Below are 15,517 nucleotides of genomic sequence, written 5' to 3'. Positions count from 1 at the left end.
GGATATTTCAGATCTTAATCGCGGTACTCTTCCATCTTGAAGGCTTCGTACACGTCGCCTTCCTTAACGTCGGCAAACTTTGCCAGAGTAACGCCGCACTCGTAGCCCTCGGCCACTTCCTTGGCATCATCCTTGAAGCGCTTCAGGGATGCGATCTCGTCCTCGGTGATCACGATGCCGTCACGCACCACGCGCACCTTGCTGTCGCGGGTGATCTTGCCGCTGGTCACGCGGCAGCCTGCAACGGTGCCCACATTGGAGATCTTGTACACCTGACGGACCTGCAGCTCGCCCAGAGACACCTCGCGGAACTTGGGAGCCAGCATGCCCTTCATAGCGTCGGTGACATCATTGATGGCATCATAGATGACGCGGTACATACGCATTTCCACCTTGGTGGCAGCAGCTTCTTCCTTGGCCACATTGTCCGGGCGGACGTTGAAGCCGATGATGATGGCGTTGGAGGCATCGGCCAGATCCACGTCGGACTTGCTGATGGCACCGACACCGGCATGGATGACCCGCACGCGCACCTCTTCGTTGGAGATCTTCTCCAGACTCTGCTTCACAGCCTCGGCAGAACCCTGCACATCGGCCTTGACCACGATGGCCAGTTCCTTCATGTCGTTCTGAGCCATCTGGCTGAACAGGTTATCCAGAGTGACCTTCTGGAAGGAGGAGAACTGCTTTTCCTTGGCGGCAGCAACGCGCTGTTCGGCCAGCTCACGGGCCAGACGCTCGTCCTCAACAGCCTCGAACAGGTCGCCTGCTTCGGGCACAGCGGTCAGGCCGGTGATCTCCACAGGGGTAGAGGGGCCGGCATCGCTCAGCAGCTGGCCCTTGTCGCTGCGCATGGTGCGCACGCGGCCCACAGCGGTACCGGCAATGATCACATCGCCGGAGTGCAGGGTGCCATTCTGCACCAGAATGGTGGCAATGGGGCCCTGGCCCTTGTCCAGACGGGCCTCGACGACCGCACCCTTGGCGCGGCGGTTGGGGTTTGCCTTCAGCTCCATGACCTCAGCTTCCAGAGCGATGCGCTCCAGCAGGTCGTTGATGCCCATGCCGGTCAGGGCAGACACCGGGATGCAGGCCACATCGCCGCCCCAGTCCTCGGTGATGATGCCGTACTTGGTCAGGCCTTCCATCACGCGCTCGGGGTTTGCGGTGGGCTTATCCATCTTGTTCATTGCCACGATAATCTTGACATTTGCAGCCTTGGCGTGGTTGATGGACTCGATGGTCTGGGGCATGATGCCGTCGTCGGCAGCAACCACCAGAACGGCAATATCGGTCATGTTGGCACCGCGGGCACGCATGGAGGTGAATGCCTCATGGCCCGGGGTATCCAGGAAGGTGATGAGGCTGTCGTTGACCTTGACCTGATATGCACCGATGGCCTGCGTGATGCCGCCGGCCTCGCCTGCGGTAACGTTGGTCTTGCGGATGGCATCCAGAATACTGGTCTTGCCGTGGTCAACGTGGCCCATAACGCAGACCACCGGGGGACGCTCCACCAGATCCTCCTGCGAATCCTCTTCCTGCGTGAACAGGCGCTCCTCGATGGTCACATGCACCTCGTGCTCGACCTTTGCGTGGAACTCCTCTGCCAGCAGAGAAGCGGTATCGAAATCGATCACATCGTTGATGGCGTGCATCTCACCCATCTGCATGAACTTGGCAATGACCTTGCCGGCCTGCTGCTTCAGGCGGGCAGCCAGCTCGCCCACGGTGATCTCGTCGGGGATCATCACCTTCAGCTGTGCGCTGCGGGCCTTTTCCAGCTGGATGCGCTGCAGACGCTCGAACTCGGTCTCGCGCTTGCCCTTCTGGAACTGCTGGCGCTGGCGCTGACCGCGCTGGGTGAACTTTTGCTTGTTGCCCTGCGGGGTGGGCTTGCGGCGGTTCTCGGTGTTCTTGGTGGAAGCCAGATCATCGTAACGGGCATCGAAGCGGTCCACGTTCATATCCACAGTGCGGGTATCCACGGTGACCTGATTGTCCTCGCGGCGCACGGACACAGCCTGTGCCGGAGCAGCGGATGCCTTGGCACCGGTCTCACGAGCCAGTTCGCTGAGAGAAACGGTCTTTTCCTCGCGCTTCTTGTGCTGCTCGTTCTTCTTTTCGTTATGCTTATTGCCGTTCTTATCCTGCTGGGCAGGCTCTGCCTTTTTGGCGGCAGGCTGCTCCGGCTTCTTTTCTGCCTTGGGAGCTTCGGGCTTTTTCTCGGGCTTTTTCTCGGGCTTTTTCTCGGCCTTCTTCTCAGTGGGCTTCGGCTCCTCCTTTGCGGCCTTGGCGCTGTTCAGGAATTCGTCCAGATTTGCCACACTGTTATCCTTGCTGAACTTTTCCAGCAGGTAGTTCAGCTCGTTCTCTTCCAGATTGGAGCTGTTCTTCTTGCCGGTGCTGCCCATGGCGTTCAGCTCATCCAGGACCTTCTTGGCGGAAAGGTTCAGGTCCTTTGCAAAATCACTCACTTTATATTTTACGATCATTCGGTCATATCCTCCTCATTTTTGATTGCTCCGCAGTCCGACAGGCGGTCAAAGCAGAGCTTTGCGAGGTTGCGGTCAGTCACCGCGTAAACAGCCACAGGCTTGCGGCTGATATCGGCCAGTTTATCCTGCGTAAGTGGCATGGTGATCACATCCACCAGATCGCCCACAGAATAGTCGAGGCGCTGCACGGTCTTGGCGCTGGCATCGCTTGCCACCATCACCAGCCATGCCTTGCTCTTGACGCAGGCATCTTCCACGGCATCAAAGCCCATGGTCAGTGCGCCCGCCTTGCGGCACAGGCTCAGCGCCTGAAACAGCGCTTCCTCCGGCGGCAGCTTGGGCTTTGCGGGGGTGTTATTCTTCTTTGCCATTTACTGCTGCCTCCTTTGCGGCTTCGGCCAGCTGTGCGGCCAGAGCCTCGTAAACTTCGGCGGGAACCGGCTGCTCAAAGCAGCGCTCCAGCGCCTTTTTCTTTTTTGCCTTGGTCAGGCAGTCGGGGTTCGGGCAGAGATACGCGCCGCGGCCCGGCTTTTTGCCGACCAGATCAATGCTGATCTCTCCGCTGGGTGCACGTACCACACGCACCAGCTCCTTTTTGGGGCGGCTGGTCATGCAGCCGATGCACTGGCGGGAAGGGATCTTTTTCTGTGCCATCCGGTTTCCCTCCTTTGGCCATCTGCACCGGAATTACTCGGTGTCGGTCTCGGCTTCCTTCTTGGGCTCTTCCTCGCCATAATAGCCGCTCTCGGGGCGGATATCAATGTTGTAGCCGGTCAGGCGTGCGCACAGGCGTGCGTTCTGGCCCTTGTTGCCAATGGCAAGGCTCAGCTGCTGGTCGGGCACGGTCACACGGCAGGAACGGGTCTCGCCGGGCAGCAGTTCCACCTTGACCACCTTGGCCGGGCTGAGTGCTGCGGAGATGAACTCGGAGATATCCTCGCTCCACTTCACAATGTCGATCTTTTCGCCGCCCAGCTTTTCCACAACAGCAGCTACACGGGCACCGTGCTCGCCGATGCAGGCGGAAACAGGGTTCACGTTGGGGTCCTTGCTCCAAACAGCCATCTTGGTGCGGGCACCGGCCTCGCGGCTGATGGCCTTGACCTCCACAGTGCCGTCAAAAATTTCGGGCACTTCCAGCTCAAACAGGCGCTTGACAAGGCCGGGGTGGGTGCGGCTGATCATAACGCGGGGGCCGCGCTCAGTGCTGACCACGTCCACAACGTAGACCTGCAGGGTCTGGCCCTCGGTGTACACCTCGCCGGGCACCTGCTCGTTGTGGGGCAGGATAGCCTCGCCGCCCTTGCCCAGATCCAGAGCAACGATGCCCTTCTCCGGGTCCACGCGGGTAACGGTGGCCTGCACGATGTCGTGTGCACGGGACTGGATCTCGCTCAGCTGCTGGCTGCGCTCAGCCTCGCGGATGCCCTGACGGATCACGTGCTTTGCGGTCTGGGCTGCAATGCGGCCGAAGTCCTTGGTCTTGAGGGGGGTCACGATGCGGTCGCCCACTTCGTAGCTCTTGCGGATCTTCTGTGCCTCGGTAATGCCGATCTCAGAGTGCTCGTCGTACCAGTCCTCGTCGGCCACAACGTCCTGGATCAGGGCCACATCAAAGCGGCCTGCGGCGGGGTCGATATCCACCTTCACGTGGTCCTCTTCCACCTCATAGTTCTTCTTGACGGCAATGATGATCGCAGCCTTGATCTTTTCGATCAGGTATTCTGCGGTGATGCCGCGCTCGTGCTCCAGCATGGAGAGAGCTTCAAAAAATTCATTGTTCGCTGCTGCCATTTTTCGGGTTCCTCCTGTAATTTACTCTCTATCTATGTTAGTCAAACAGGTCTTCATCGTCGCACAGGTTCACGCTGGATGCGGCGTTCACCTCAAAGGTGACAGCGCCCGCATCGGTGTTCACCGTAACGGTGCTGCCCTCGCGGCCTGTCAGGATACCGGAAAACTCACGCACACCGTCTGCATTTGGGCGGATGAGCTTTACCCGGATCTTCTGGCCCTTGAGGGCTTCATAGTGCTCCGGGCGGGTCAGCTTACGGCCAAGGCCGGGGCTGCCCACTTCCAGATAATAGCTCTGGTCGATGGGGTCTGCCTCGTCAAGGATGGGGTCCAGCGCATGGGAAACATCCGCGCAGGTGTCGGTATCCATGGTGCCGTCTTTGTCGATGAGCACGCGAAGATACCAGTCTGGACCTTCCTTTTCAAAAACCACATCCCACAGGCGCAGGCCCATGCCCTCCACGGTGGGGCGGACAAGCGCTTCGACTCTCTGGGCGGTGTTGCCGCCAGACTGCTTCGCCATAAAAAACCTCCAAACAAACAAGAAACGCGGACCTTGCGGCCCACGTTTCAGGTTAAACTATATCGTACTACTAGAATATACCATACATCCCGCGATTATGCAAGCATTTTCGCAGATTTTTTTCGCCGCAGGGTCTTTTACAGCACCCACACGCCGTCCCGGAACAGCTCCACGGTGCGGCCATCGCGGCATTTGCCGGTGATATGGCTGTCCTCTGCACCGATCATCACATCCTCATGCAGGCGGGACTGGTTCATGCCGCGGGCCAGCAGCTCTTCCTTCGTCAGCGCCGTGCCGCCCTTCGTGGTGCCGGGGTAGCTGGCACCAAAAGCGATGTGGCAGGCGGCATTTTCGTCAAACAACGTGCTGTAGAACAGCTTGCCGCTGCGATTGATGGGGCTGCTTGCCGGCACCAGTGCCACTTCGCCAATGCTGCGGGAGCCTTCGTCGCCGTCCAGCAGACGGCCCAGCAGCACCTGTCCCTGCTCGGCGTGGTAGTCCACAACCCGGCCCTTCTCAAAGGTGACACGGAAGTCCTTGATGAGCTGGCCGTTGAACACATAGGGCTTTGTGCCGTAGACAACGCCCTCTACCCTGTCCTTGTGGGGCGCAGTGAACACTTCCTCCGTGGGGATGTTGGGCAGGAACACCACGCCCTTTTCGCTCTTGCTGGCGGCGCTTTCCCACACAGCCTGATCCGCAAGACCCACGGTCAGGTCCGTGCCATTGCTGCTCTCAAAATGCACGCTTTCCAAGTCCAGCGCGTTCATTTTATCCCGCAGAGTGCTGAGCCGCTCCATATGGGCCTGCCACTCGTTCACCGGGTCGCCACCGGTGACCCGGCACACGTCAAAGATCAGCTTCCACAGCGCTTCCATGGCGGCATCCGCGTCCAGCTCCGGGAAGACCTTCTTTGCCCACGGCACACTGGGCAGGGCCGCAATGGACCACTGCACCCGGTCGTTCATGGTGTACTCCTGCCACTCCTCCATAAAGGCGCGGCGGGCGGCATTCACCCGGCTGATCTTATTGCCGTCAATGCCCGCATACAGCTCCGGGTCGTCCGCAATGAGATGCAGCACACACACGCCGCCCTCGCTTTCGGCATAGTCAAGATAGCGGCGCAGCTGCCATGGCTTGAGGTCGGTCAGAGCCTCCTCGCTGCCCAGCTCCATGCGAGCGCGGGCCACAGCGTCATCGCTCCAGTTCACCTGCACATCCCGGGCACCGGCTTCGTAGGCACTGCGCACGCACAGCCGCGCAAGCGGCGCGCCCTCCAGCGGGCAGTTGATGATGAGGGTCTGGCCCGGCTGCGGGTTCACCCCCACCCGGACGATGAAATCGGCATATTTTTTCAGCAGTTCGTCAAAGTTTTCCACGGTAGAACCTCCTGCGGTGTAAAAATCACGTTTTCTGTTTTTCAGTATACCCGGTACAAGGCGTTCTGTCCAGTAAAAAGAAAACAGACGCCTCCCGCTGTTGAAAAAGCAGGAAACGTCTGTTATACTGTCTTTTGAGAGTGCTGTCTACATACGGCAGGCGGTCTATGCCTTTTCGGCCCTGCGTCGGGAAGGCGAACATTTTTGTCGTACCCCCGACGCTTTGCAGCGAAGGGGGGGGTGATGCTTCATGACGCTTTTAGAAACTCTGGCTCTGCTCACATTGCTTGCAACCGTGAGCTTTGGCATTTTCGATATCGCGTGGAAGATCTTCAACAACAAAAAATGACCGCCCTCAGCGTCCAAACCTGAGCGGTCATCTTTTGATTATCGCGCCGGAAAGGTACTGACCGTTTGCCAGACAGCACTTTCTTTATTTGTATTATAGCACAGCCCCGCCGAAATTGCAACGGCGGGGCTGTTTTATCGCCTGAAAGCGAAATTTTCTCAGAACTCAATCTTGCTCTCGATATAAGCTTTCAGCTCGGAGATGGGCATACGCACCTGCTCCATAGTATCGCGGTCGCGGACGGTGACGCAGTTGTCGGCGGCAATGCCCTTGGCCTCGTCACCCACGGTATCAAAGTCCACAGTGATGCAGTACGGGGTGCCGATCTCGTCCTCGCGGCGGTAACGCTTGCCGATGGAACCGGTATCGTCGTAATCCACCATGAAGTACTTGCTCAGCTCGTTGCGGATCTCCATAGCCTTCTCGCCCAGCTTCTTGCTCAAGGGCAGCACGGCGCACTTGTAGGGAGCCAGAGCCGGATGCAGATGCAGCACGGTGCGGATATCCTCCTTGCCCTTGCTGTCGGTCAGGTGCTCCTCGTCGTATGCTTCGCACAGGAAAGCCAGAGCCACACGGTCACAGCCCAGAGACGGCTCAATGACGTAGGGGATGTAGTGCTCGTTGGTCTCGCTGTCGAAGTACTCCAGGCTCTTGCCGGAAGCTTCCTGATGGCGGGTCAGGTCGTAGTTGGTACGATCCGCGATGCCCCACAGCTCACCCCAGTCAGTGAACGGGAAGGCGTACTCGATATCGGTGGTAGCGCGGCTGTAGAAGGCCAGCTCTGCAGGCTCGTGGTCACGCAGACGCAGGTGCTCCTTCTTGATGCCAAGGCTCAGCAGCCAGTTCTCGCAATAGTCCTTCCAGTAAGCGAACCATTCCAGATCGGTGCCGGGCTTGCAGAAGAACTCGCACTCCATCTGCTCGAACTCACGGGTGCGGAAGGTGAAGTTGCCCGGGGTGATCTCGTTGCGGAAAGCCTTGCCCACCTGGCACACGCCGAAGGGCAGCTTGCGTCGGGTGGTGCGCTGGATGTTGGCAAAGTTGACAAAGATGCCCTGTGCGGTCTCGGGACGCAGATAGCAGGTGGAAGAGCTATCCTCAGTAACGCCGATGGCAGTCTTGAACATCAGGTTGAACTTGCGGATGGGGGTGAAGTCATGCTTGCCGCAGACGGGGCAGACGATGTCCTCATGCTCTGCGATGAAGGCATCCATCTCGTCAAAGCTCATGGCATCCACATTCACCTCGGGGTGCTCCTCACCGATCAGCTTGTCGGCGCGGTGGCGTGCCTTGCAGGCGCGGCAGTCCAGCAGGGGGTCCGAGAAGCTGGACACATGGCCGGTGGTCACCCAGGTCTGGGGGTTCATAATGATGGCCGCATCCAGACCCACATTATAGGGGCTCTCCTGCACGAATTTCTTCAGCCATGCCTTTTTGACATTGTTCTTGAACTCGACGCCCAGCGGGCCGTAGTCCCAGCTGTTGGCCAGACCGCCGTAGATCTCGGAACCGGGGAACACATAACCACGGTTCTTGCAGAGATTGACGATCATATCAAGGGTCTTTTCGCTCTGTTCCATTGTAGTACATCCTTTCCGTCCGCGGCTGGTTTGCCGTGTCGTTGTTGTATCGTTCCGGCAGCTTTCCCCACTGCCGGGCGTGCTTTTCAAAGGGAAAGCACAGTATCTTTACTGTACCATGTTTTGCTCCGCTTGTAAAGCCGAAAACCGGCCTGCTTTGGGGAACAGACCGGTTTTTGCACTTATTTATGGTATTTCATTCCTGCATTGATGGTGCAGGCACGGTAAATCTGTTCCGTGAGCACAAGGCGGGCCAGCTGGTGGGGCATGGTGATGCGTCCCATGCTGAACTTGAGTGCAGCGGCCTTTTTCACCTCATCGGACAGGCCGTGGGACGAGCCGATCACAAAGGCCACGTCTCCTGCCCCACTGTTTGCGCGGTCGGCAAGGAACTGCGCCAGCTCGTCGGAGGAGATCTGCCTGCCCTCGATGCACATGGCCACGATGGCAGCACCCTTGCGTACATTGGACAGGATGGCCTTGCCCTCCTTGTCCAGTGCCTTTTTTACCACGGCATCCGAGGCGTTCTTCTCCTCGATCTTTTCCTCCGGCAGCTCGATGATGCGGAAGGATGCGAAGGCGGCAAGGCGCTTCTGGTACTCTGCCACGCCCTCGGCGAAATATTTTGCATTCAGCTTGCCCACACAGATCAGGTCGATGTTTTGCATTGCAGTTTCCTCTTTTATATAGAAACGATTTAAAATTGTCTCCGCTTCGCTCTGACAATAACAGCGGAATTTCCATTTTCACGGGTGGGGTCGCTGCCGGAAAATGCATTTTTCCGCTGCGCGACGGCTGCAAGCCGACAGCAGCAAGATGCCGTTTGCCGTTGCAGCCTTTCTTGTGAAAAGGCAAATTGGAAAAATCCGCAGATTTTTCCAATTTGCAATCCTTAAAATCAACTTCCGCTGAGAATGGCAGAGCGAAGCGGAGCCATTTCGCAATAAAAAACGTTTTACAGCAGGCTCATCTGCTCGCCCTCGTCCTCGGCGCGGAGCAGCGCACCGGTAGCGGGCAGACTGCGCACACGGTAGCGGTGGGGGTTCGCCAGCTCCAGCGTGTCCGCAGGCACCACCGAAGCGATGGTCTGGTTCTTTTTCAAAGTAACCACTGCCACGCCCTGACTGTCGCGGGTGGCCTTGGCCGCGATCTGCGCCGTGCCAACCAGCAGCATCCGGCTGGCGCTGGTGCGGATGGCAAGCTCCGTTTCCTCCGGCAGGAAGAAGAGCTTTGCCAGCGGTTCCTTGTCGCAGTAGGCCTTGAGCAGCTTACGGCGGTTCTGCTTGGTGGCATAGGAGCTGAGCGGAATTTTCGCGCACCTGCCGCTGGCAAAGAAGAACAGCATATAGCCGCTGTAGTCGCTGGTGATCACCATGGAGAGCACGTTCTCGCCCTCGTCCATGCCCAGACGGCCCGGGATGAAAATGCCCATCTGGGCCACCTTGCCGTCCTCCAGCTCTGCCAGACGCACCTTGTACACCTGCTGCTTGTCGGTAAAGAACAGCGCCTCCACGTTGTTGCGGGTCTCGATCTGCTGCACGATCTCGTCGCCTTCTTTCAGCTTGTGGGCACCGGCGGTGCGCAGACCCTGCGGCGGGATCTTTTTGAAGTAGCCCTCGCGGGTAAAGAACACCGTCACGGGGTAATCCGGCGCTTCTTCCTCCTCGGAGCCGTTCTCATCCTCAGGCAGATCGTACAGGATCTCGCTGCGGCGGGGCTGACCGTACTTCTTGGCAACATCGTTCAGCTCATTGATGATGATGCGGCGGATGCGGGCGGGCTTTGCAAGGATATCGTTCAGGTCGGCAATGTCCTTCTCCAGCTGTTCGATCTCGCTGGTGCGCTTGAGGATATATTCCCGGTTCAAATGACGCAGCTTGATCTCGGCCACATAGTCGGCCTGCACTTCATCGATGCCAAAACCGATCATCAGGTTGGGCACCACTTCGGTCTCTTCCTCGGTGGTGCGGATAATTTTGATTGCCTTGTCAATGTCCAGCAGGATGGCAGCAAGACCCTTGAGCAGGTGCAGGCGCTTTTCCTTGCCGTGCAGGTCGTAGTAGGTGCGGCGGCGCACGCACTCCACGCGGAAGGCCGTCCACTCCTTGAGAATTTCGCGCACGCCCATCACGCGGGGCTGGCCGGACACCAGAATATTGAAGTTAGCGCTGAAGCTGTCTTCCAGAGGGGTAGCCTTAAACAGCTTTGCCATCAGCTTGTCGGCATCCACGCCGCGCTTGAGGTCCAGTGTCAGCTTCAGACCGTTCAGGTCGGTCTCGTCACGCATGTCGCTGATCTCCTTGACCTTGCCGGCCTTGACCAGCTCCGCGATCTTGTCCATGATGGCCTCCACCGTGGTGGTTGGCGGGATCTGGGTGACCTCGATCATGTTCTCGCCCGGCACCACACTGTAGCGGGCGCGTACCTTCACGCTGCCGCGGCCGTTCTCGTAAATTTCACGCATCTGCGCTTCATCGTACAAAATCTGACCGCCGCCCACGAAGTCCGGGGCAGGCATGGTGGTGGAGATGTCGTGGTGCTCGTCCTTCATCAGGGCCACGGTGGTGGCGCACAGCTCTGCCAGATTGAACGAGCAGATGTTGCATGCCATGCCCACCGCGATGCCCAGCGTGTTGTTGGCCAGAATGGTGGGGAAGGTGACCGGCAGCAGGGTAGGCTCGGTGGTGGTGCTGTCGTAGTTGGGCACAAAGTCTACGGTCTCCTTGTCGATATCCCGGAACAGCTCCTCGCACACACCCTCGAGCTTCGCCTCCGTGTAACGGGCAGCAGCGCAGGACATATCCCGGCTGTAGGCCTTGCCGAAGTTGCCCTTGCTGTCCACAAAGGGCACCAGCAGGCTCTCGTTGCCGCGGCCCATGCGCACCATGGTGTCGTAGATGGCGGCATCGCCGTGGGGGTTCAGGTGCATGGTGCTGCCCACGATGTTGGCAGACTTGGTGCGTGCGCCCTTGAGCAGGCCCATCTCGTACATGGTGTACAGCAGCTTGCGGTGCGCCGGTTTGAAGCCGTCGATCTCTGGCAGCGCGCGGCTGACGATGACGCTCATGGCGTAGGGCATATAGTTGGTTTCCAGCGTGCGGGTGATGGGGTCCTCCAGCACACTGCCGGCATTTAAAATTTCAACGCCGTCGCCCAGCTGCGGGCGCACCGGCTTGAGTGTTTTCTTGGTCGATTTTCTAGGCATCTTCTAACCTCTTGACGATTTTAAATGGGCGCCGCTCTCGCTCTGCCCATATTCAGCGGAAAATATTTTTTATTTTTGCAGTTCAGGATGGCCTGCGGGCCATCCTGAGCTGCTCTTTCACAGATGGAGCCGTTCCGGTTTTCTGCATTTTTCCCTTAAAATGCCGTGACCCGTTGGGGCCTTCTTCGTGAAAACGTGATTTGGAGCAGCCCGCAGGCTGCGACAAATCACCAAATTAAAATAACGTTACCTCTGTCATTGCCAGAGCGCAAGCGGAGGCAATTTAAAATCATCAGCTCACATCCAGATCGTCCAGATATTCTGCGCCGTGCTGCGCGATATGCTCCTTGCGGCCTGCCAGATTGTCGCCCAGCAGGATATCAAACACCTGCGCGGTCTGCACCACATCGGTGGGCATCACTTTGATCAGGCGGCGGCTCTCGGGGTTCATGGTGGTCAGCCACATCATCTCGGGGTCGTTCTCACCCAGACCTTTCGAGCGCTGGATGGTGTATTTTTTCTCGCCGATCTCTTCCAGAAACGCTGTCTTTTCCGGCTCGGTGTAGGCAAAATAAGTGCGATCTTTCGTTGTAATTTCATACAACGGCGACTCTGCGATATACACATAGCCCTTCTCGATTAGGGTCGGGGTCAGGCGGTAGAGCATGGTGAGCACCAGCGTGCGGATCTGGTAGCCGTCCACATCGGCATCGGTACAAATGACGATTTTATTGAACCGCAGATTATCGAGATTGAAGGTGGCCAGCTCCTTGTTGTGTTTGCCGCCCAGTTCCACGCCGCAGCCCATCACCTTGATGAGATCCACGATGACATCCGATTTAAAGATGCGGGCATAGTCGGCCTTCAGGCAGTTCAAAATTTTGCCGCGGATGGGCATGATGGCCTGATATTCACTGTCGCGGCTGGACTTGACCGCACCCATAGCGGAATCGCCCTCCACGATATACAGCTCGCGGCGGGATGCATCCTTGGTGCGGCAGTCCACGAATTTCTGCACCCGGTTGGCAAGGTCGATCTGGGTGGACAGGGTTTTTTTGATGCTCTGGCGCGTTTTTTCCGCATGCTCACGGCTCTGCTTGTTCACCAGCACCTGCTGGCAGATCTTCTGGGCCTCGTCCGGCTTTTCCAGAAAATACACTTCCAGATAATGCTTGAGGAAGTCGGTCATAGCCTGCGAGACGAATTTGTTGGTGATGGCCTTTTTGGTCTGGTTCTCGTAGCTGGTGCGGGTGGAAAAACTGGACGAGACATACACCAAGCAGTCCTGCACATCCTGAAAGCTGATGGCGCTCTCACCTTTTTTATAGAGGTTCTTTTCCTTCAGGTACTTGTTGATCTGATAGACAAAGGCGGTGCGCACCGCGTGCTCCGGGCTGCCGCCGTGCTCCAACCAGGAAGAGTTGTGGTAATATTCCAGCATCTGCACCTTATTGGAGAAGCAGAACGCCGCGCTCATGCGCACCTTGTAATCCGGCTGGTCCTCGCGGTCTCGGCCGGATGCTTCACTCTCGCAGCTGAACACCGGGGTCAGGGTATCCTCCCCTGCCACCTCGGCCACATAGTCCGCGATGCCGTGCTCATAGCACCAGCTCTCGTACCACGCCTTGCCCGTGGCAGGGTCCTTCTCTTTTTCATCGGTAAAGTTCAGGGTCAGGCCTGCGTTGACCACCGCTTGACGGCGCAGGGTATCCTTATAGTAGCTGCCGGGCACATCGATGTCGGTGAACACCTCGTCGTCCGGCTTCCAGTGAATGATGCTGCCGGTGCGGCGGCCCTTGTAGGCTTCCTTCTGCAGGCCGCCCACATTCTCGCCCTTTTTAAAATCAAGGTGATAGTGGTATCCGTCACGGTAGATATCGGCGGTCATCCATGCAGAAGCATACTGGGTAGCGCACAGGCCCAGACCGTTCAAGCCAAGGCTGAACTCGTAGTTATCCTCGCCCTCGCCATACTTGCCGCCTGCATACATCTCGCAGAACAACAGCTCCCAATTGTAGCGTCCCTCGCCGTTGTTCCAGTCCACGGGCATACCGCGGCCAAAGTCCTCAACGATAACGCTGCCATCCTTACAGCGGGTCACGTTGATGGTATCGCCGTGGCCGTCGCGGGCTTCGTCGATGGAGTTGGAGACGATCTCAAAGATGGAGTGGGCGCAGCCCTCCACGCCGTCTGAGCCAAAGATAACGGCCGGGCGCTTACGCACACGGTCGGCACCCTTCAAAGAAGTAATGCTCTCGTTGCCATATTCCTGTTTTTTTGCCATGCTGCTCCTCCCGGCCCGGCTTTTCTTGCAAAAAGCAGGCCGTCTGTAGTCAAATCATAAAACGCCTCTGCCCTTTTCTTACTATAATATAGGTATACACAGAGAAAAAGGGCAAAAGCGCCTGAATTATTTCATTTTCATTAAACCATAGGTTGTTGAATTTGTCAATTTCTGTTTGGCGCGCCCGCACACAGCACGTCCTGTGCCGGATGTGCCGAAAGCAGGTTGAAAAAAGTCATTCTTATTTTACGCGCTGGAGCGACCAAAATCAAGAAAGTTTCAATTTTCTGAAAAAAATTTGGATTTACCCCTTTACAAAATCGAAATTTCAGGTATAATAATCATCGTCCGGTGCGCCTCTGTAGCTCAGTCGGTAGAGCAGGGGACTGAAAATCCCCGTGTCATTGGTTCGATTCCGATCGGAGGCACCAGTCAAGGAAACCCAGCAGGGTTTCCAATATGCGGCCGTAGCTCATCTGGTAGAGCGCCACCTTGCCAAGGTGGAGGTAGCGAGTTCGAGCCTCGTCGGCCGCTCCATAACGGAGCAGCAACAGTTGCTCCAATATGGCCCGGTAGCTCAGTTGGTTAGAGCACCAGCCTGTCACGCTGGGGGTCGTCGGTTCGAGCCCGATCCGGGTCGCCACCAAGAAAGCGCAAGCTTTCACCTACTTTGAAACTTGTTTTCAGGGCATCAGAAATGATGGGTGCAAGGTAAAATGCACCGAATATGCGGCCGTAGCTCATCTGGTAGAGCGCCACCTTGCCAAGGTGGAGGTAGCGAGTTCGAGCCTCGTCGGCCGCTCCAACAGGAGTGGAAATTCACTCCTAAATATGGTGACGTGGCCAAGTGGTAAGGCAAGGGTCTGCAAAACCCTCATCCACCAGTTCAAATCTGGTCGTCACCTCCAAAAGATTCCCGGAAGCTGAAGCTTCCGGGATTTTTTTGTTTTGCGTTGTTCCCTATCAGCCTCCTCGCCCTCTCCGTCACCTACGGTGACAGACTCCCCCTTTTGTCACCTGCGGTGACATCTTCCCCCGGAGCGGGGGAAGTCTTTCCTCAAAGGGAGAGCCTCTGGCGAAACCGGTCACTTTGCAGTTAAGCCGAAAAGTCTGCCGCAGTGCCGCACTTTCGCAGAAAGCGGCACTGCAAATGCCGTCTACCTTTACGCCCCCTCCAGTGAAAATGCAATGCCGGAGCGTCCGCGGAAGCTCCGGCATTGCTCTCTTAAAAATTATTCTTCCGCTGAATACGGCCGGAGCAAGGCGTAGGCCATTCCAGATCGTCCCCCTCAGAACTTCAGCCGCATCTGGTACCACACCACGCCCCCGTGGGTGGAGCCGGAAACGCCCTCGTTCACAAAGCCGAACTTTGCATAGTAGTGCACCAGGGCCTCCTTGCAGGTCAGTACCAGCCCCTTCCGGCCTTGGTCCCGGGCGTCGGCAATGGCCTGCTGCAGCAGCTGCCCGGCGTACCCCTGTCTGCGGCAGGCCGGGATGGTGTTTACCCCAAAGATCATCTGCCAGGCACCATTCTCCCGGTGGAGGGAGGCGTCGGCGTACATCTCATCGGTCAGGTCCGGCCAGTCGGTGCAAAAGCCGTCCACAAAGGCCAGCAGCCTTTCCCCCTCCCACAGCAGCCAAAAATGATCGCCGTACTGCTGCAGCCGCCCGGCAAACTCCTCTGCCGTAGCCGCCTCTGCCGCCGGGAAGCAGGCCGCCTCCACCGCTGCAATGGCCTCCAAGTCCTTTAAGGTCCCCTTACGGATCTCCATAAATATTCTCTCCTCTTTTTCTTCCGAGTGTACCACAGTTCCTGCCCAAAGGCAAAGGTCCTGCCGGTTTTTCCTTTTTGGGCCATTTGCATCCGCTGCCGCTCCGTGTTACAATGGCTATATTGCATCCAGG

At 57.6% G+C, this 15,517-nt stretch carries 11 protein-coding genes and 5 tRNA genes; 5 read left to right on the top strand and 11 right to left on the bottom strand.

What is annotated here, in order from left to right; translation table 11 throughout:
* Positions 1–14: 14 nt before the first annotated feature.
* The 10 genes from infB to ACGHP1_RS03455 all read right to left on the bottom strand — a co-directional run bounded on the left by infB (position 15) and on the right by ACGHP1_RS03455 (position 13,612).
* A complete protein-coding gene (gene infB, locus ACGHP1_RS03500) occupies positions 15–2,495 on the bottom strand; it encodes a translation initiation factor IF-2 (RefSeq protein WP_390507742.1) in 2,481 nt (826 codons plus the stop codon).
* Positions 2,492–2,869 (bottom strand): hypothetical protein, encoded by a 378-nt coding sequence (locus ACGHP1_RS03495; protein WP_005945406.1) that lies wholly within the window; start codon positions 2,867–2,869, stop codon positions 2,492–2,494. Before ACGHP1_RS03495 ends, infB begins: the two co-directional genes overlap by 4 nt.
* A complete protein-coding gene (rnpM, locus tag ACGHP1_RS03490) occupies positions 2,853–3,152 on the bottom strand; it encodes an RNase P modulator RnpM (RefSeq protein ID WP_390507740.1) in 300 nt (99 codons plus the stop codon). Before rnpM ends, ACGHP1_RS03495 begins: the two co-directional genes overlap by 17 nt.
* 33 nt (positions 3,153–3,185) lie before the next feature.
* Positions 3,186–4,292 carry a transcription termination factor NusA gene (gene nusA / locus ACGHP1_RS03485; protein WP_097773881.1) on the bottom strand — a complete coding sequence of 369 codons (1,107 nt, stop codon included), beginning with the start codon at positions 4,290–4,292 and terminating at the stop codon, positions 3,186–3,188.
* A 37-nt stretch (positions 4,293–4,329) separates the two neighbouring features.
* Positions 4,330–4,815, bottom strand: a complete 486-nt coding sequence (gene rimP, locus ACGHP1_RS03480; RefSeq protein ID WP_005945397.1) for a ribosome maturation factor RimP — start codon at positions 4,813–4,815, stop codon at positions 4,330–4,332.
* Between the two features lie 137 nt (positions 4,816–4,952).
* Positions 4,953–6,194 (bottom strand): aminopeptidase, encoded by a 1,242-nt coding sequence (locus ACGHP1_RS03475; protein ID WP_005945394.1) that lies wholly within the window; start codon positions 6,192–6,194, stop codon positions 4,953–4,955.
* A 507-nt stretch (positions 6,195–6,701) separates the two neighbouring features.
* Complete coding sequence (locus ACGHP1_RS03470) at positions 6,702–8,123, bottom strand: glycine--tRNA ligase (protein ID WP_097773884.1); 1,422 nt, start codon at positions 8,121–8,123, stop codon at positions 6,702–6,704.
* Between the two features lie 182 nt (positions 8,124–8,305).
* Positions 8,306–8,791, bottom strand: a complete 486-nt coding sequence (gene rlmH, locus ACGHP1_RS03465) for a 23S rRNA (pseudouridine(1915)-N(3))-methyltransferase RlmH (protein ID WP_044954166.1) — start codon at positions 8,789–8,791, stop codon at positions 8,306–8,308.
* Between the two features lie 287 nt (positions 8,792–9,078).
* Positions 9,079–11,328 (bottom strand): DNA gyrase subunit A, encoded by a 2,250-nt coding sequence (locus ACGHP1_RS03460; RefSeq protein WP_390507736.1) that lies wholly within the window; start codon positions 11,326–11,328, stop codon positions 9,079–9,081.
* A gap of 292 nt (positions 11,329–11,620) precedes the next feature.
* Positions 11,621–13,612 (bottom strand): type IIA DNA topoisomerase subunit B, encoded by a 1,992-nt coding sequence (locus ACGHP1_RS03455; protein WP_120020158.1) that lies wholly within the window; start codon positions 13,610–13,612, stop codon positions 11,621–11,623.
* A gap of 355 nt (positions 13,613–13,967) precedes the next feature.
* Here ACGHP1_RS03455 and ACGHP1_RS03450 point away from each other — a divergent pair.
* The 5 genes from ACGHP1_RS03450 to ACGHP1_RS03430 all read left to right on the top strand — a co-directional run bounded on the left by ACGHP1_RS03450 (position 13,968) and on the right by ACGHP1_RS03430 (position 14,520).
* Positions 13,968–14,043 (top strand) — tRNA-Phe (locus ACGHP1_RS03450).
* Between the two features lie 30 nt (positions 14,044–14,073).
* Positions 14,074–14,149, top strand: a tRNA-Gly gene (locus ACGHP1_RS03445).
* 29 nt (positions 14,150–14,178) lie between these two features.
* Positions 14,179–14,255 (top strand) — tRNA-Asp (locus tag ACGHP1_RS03440).
* 86 nt (positions 14,256–14,341) lie between these two features.
* Positions 14,342–14,417 (top strand) — tRNA-Gly (locus ACGHP1_RS03435).
* A 28-nt stretch (positions 14,418–14,445) separates the two neighbouring features.
* A tRNA-Cys gene (locus ACGHP1_RS03430) sits at positions 14,446–14,520 on the top strand.
* 381 nt (positions 14,521–14,901) lie between these two features.
* On the opposite strand, the gene ACGHP1_RS03425 is transcribed toward ACGHP1_RS03430, so the two are convergent.
* The gene (locus tag ACGHP1_RS03425; protein WP_390507732.1) at positions 14,902–15,384 is read right to left on the bottom strand and encodes a GNAT family N-acetyltransferase; all 483 of its coding nucleotides are present in this window, start codon (positions 15,382–15,384) and stop codon (positions 14,902–14,904) included.
* Positions 15,385–15,517 lie beyond the last annotated feature (133 nt).

Origin of the sequence: Faecalibacterium sp. i21-0019-B1 (genome assembly GCF_042852915.1) — a bacterium.
GTDB classification, from domain to species: domain Bacteria; phylum Bacillota; class Clostridia; order Oscillospirales; family Ruminococcaceae; genus Faecalibacterium; species Faecalibacterium taiwanense.
This window is presented reverse-complemented; position numbering and strand designations above follow the sequence as displayed.

What these genes read in the sequence shown, in the direction of transcription:
- ACGHP1_RS03470 (WP_097773884.1), bottom strand. Translation starts at nt 8,123, where the DNA reads ATGGAACAGAGCGAAAAGACCCTTGATATGATCGTCAATCTCTGCAAG.
- rlmH (WP_044954166.1), bottom strand. Translation starts at nt 8,791, where the DNA reads ATGCAAAACATCGACCTGATCTGTGTGGGCAAGCTGAATGCAAAATAT.
- rimP (WP_005945397.1), bottom strand. Translation starts at nt 4,815, where the DNA reads ATGGCGAAGCAGTCTGGCGGCAACACCGCCCAGAGAGTCGAAGCGCTT.
- ACGHP1_RS03455 (WP_120020158.1), bottom strand. Translation starts at nt 13,612, where the DNA reads ATGGCAAAAAAACAGGAATATGGCAACGAGAGCATTACTTCTTTGAAG.
- rnpM (WP_390507740.1), bottom strand. Translation starts at nt 3,152, where the DNA reads ATGGCACAGAAAAAGATCCCTTCCCGCCAGTGCATCGGCTGCATGACC.
- ACGHP1_RS03495 (WP_005945406.1), bottom strand. Translation starts at nt 2,869, where the DNA reads ATGGCAAAGAAGAATAACACCCCCGCAAAGCCCAAGCTGCCGCCGGAG.
- nusA (WP_097773881.1), bottom strand. Translation starts at nt 4,292, where the DNA reads ATGGCAGCAGCGAACAATGAATTTTTTGAAGCTCTCTCCATGCTGGAG.
- infB (WP_390507742.1), bottom strand. Translation starts at nt 2,495, where the DNA reads ATGATCGTAAAATATAAAGTGAGTGATTTTGCAAAGGACCTGAACCTT.
- ACGHP1_RS03425 (WP_390507732.1), bottom strand. Translation starts at nt 15,384, where the DNA reads ATGGAGATCCGTAAGGGGACCTTAAAGGACTTGGAGGCCATTGCAGCG.
- ACGHP1_RS03460 (WP_390507736.1), bottom strand. Translation starts at nt 11,328, where the DNA reads ATGCCTAGAAAATCGACCAAGAAAACACTCAAGCCGGTGCGCCCGCAG.